Below are 1011 nucleotides of genomic sequence, written 5' to 3' on the forward strand. Positions count from 1 at the left end.
AGGTTATGTCGTTTATACTGATTTGTAATTGATTAATCACTAATCAGAAAACTGTGCTAAATTAAATGATGAAAAAAATATGGCTAAAGCTACGTCAACATCTATAAATCGCCAAAAGGAAATCATATCTGCTGCCATTGAAGTGTTTGCAGAGATGGGCTACTACCGAGCTACAACAGCCAAAGTTGCGGAACGGGCCAATATTTCTCAGCCCTATGTCTTTCGTTTTTTCGCTACCAAGGAAGCGTTGCTTGTTGAAGCCCTGAAGGTTTCATTTGCACGTATCATAGACTCTTTTCACAGAGTCATTCATTCGGCCTCATCTGAACAGCTCGAGCAAGAGCTAATTGCAGCCTATTCGCAAATTATGATGGAATACCGCAATGAAACACTTTTGCAAATGCAGGCGCAGACGATCCGCGAGGATGAGATTGTAAGCGTGATGCAGCAAGGATTCCGTGAAATTCATACGACGGTTTATGATGCTTTCCGACGGGCAGGTATTGAACAAGCAATGGAAAGAACGATGCTTTTTCTCGCCAGAGGTATGCTGTGTAATATTTCGATGTCGCTGGATCTACCAGAACTGATGAAAAAAGACGATTAATTTTGGTTTATGCATTAGAGTCGCGTTTTTGCGCGGCTTTTTTTGCTTTTAATTTTATTTTGTTCAAGACATGATTTCATTTGCTTCTGAGAAAAAACGGCCAAATAAGTTGACAAGAGAAGCGAGTCTCGTTATTCTAATACCCATAGGGGTATATGTATAAAGGAATTTAACTAAACTAAGTCCCCTCAAAAAACAGACGGAGGTTATAGAATGTCATCAACTAACAATATCCAAGCAGATCATATTCTTGATTGCAAAGGGCTAGCTTGTCCTATGCCTATTGTAAAAACAAAAAAGGCTATGAATGAGCTCGTTCCCGGAAAGATTATAGAAGTTCAGGCGACTGATAAAGGTTCATTAGCCGATTTTCAGAGCTGGGCTAAAAACACCGGACATCAATA

At 39.8% G+C, this 1011-nt stretch carries 2 protein-coding genes; both read left to right on the top strand.

What is annotated here, in order from left to right; genetic code table 11:
* The first annotated feature begins 79 nt into the window (after nucleotides 1-79).
* A complete protein-coding gene (locus tag GRP75_RS27895) occupies nucleotides 80-607 on the top strand; it encodes a TetR/AcrR family transcriptional regulator (protein ID WP_023988550.1) in 528 nt (175 codons plus the stop codon).
* Nucleotides 608-820: 213 nt separating this feature from the next.
* Nucleotides 821-1011, top strand: a 191-nt coding sequence (locus GRP75_RS27900) for a sulfurtransferase TusA family protein (protein ID WP_160790996.1), incomplete at its 3' end; no start/stop codon positions are given.

It is taken from the genome of Paenibacillus sp. OT2-17 (assembly GCF_009827695.1).
Lineage (GTDB): Bacteria > Bacillota > Bacilli > Paenibacillales > Paenibacillaceae > Paenibacillus > Paenibacillus polymyxa_B.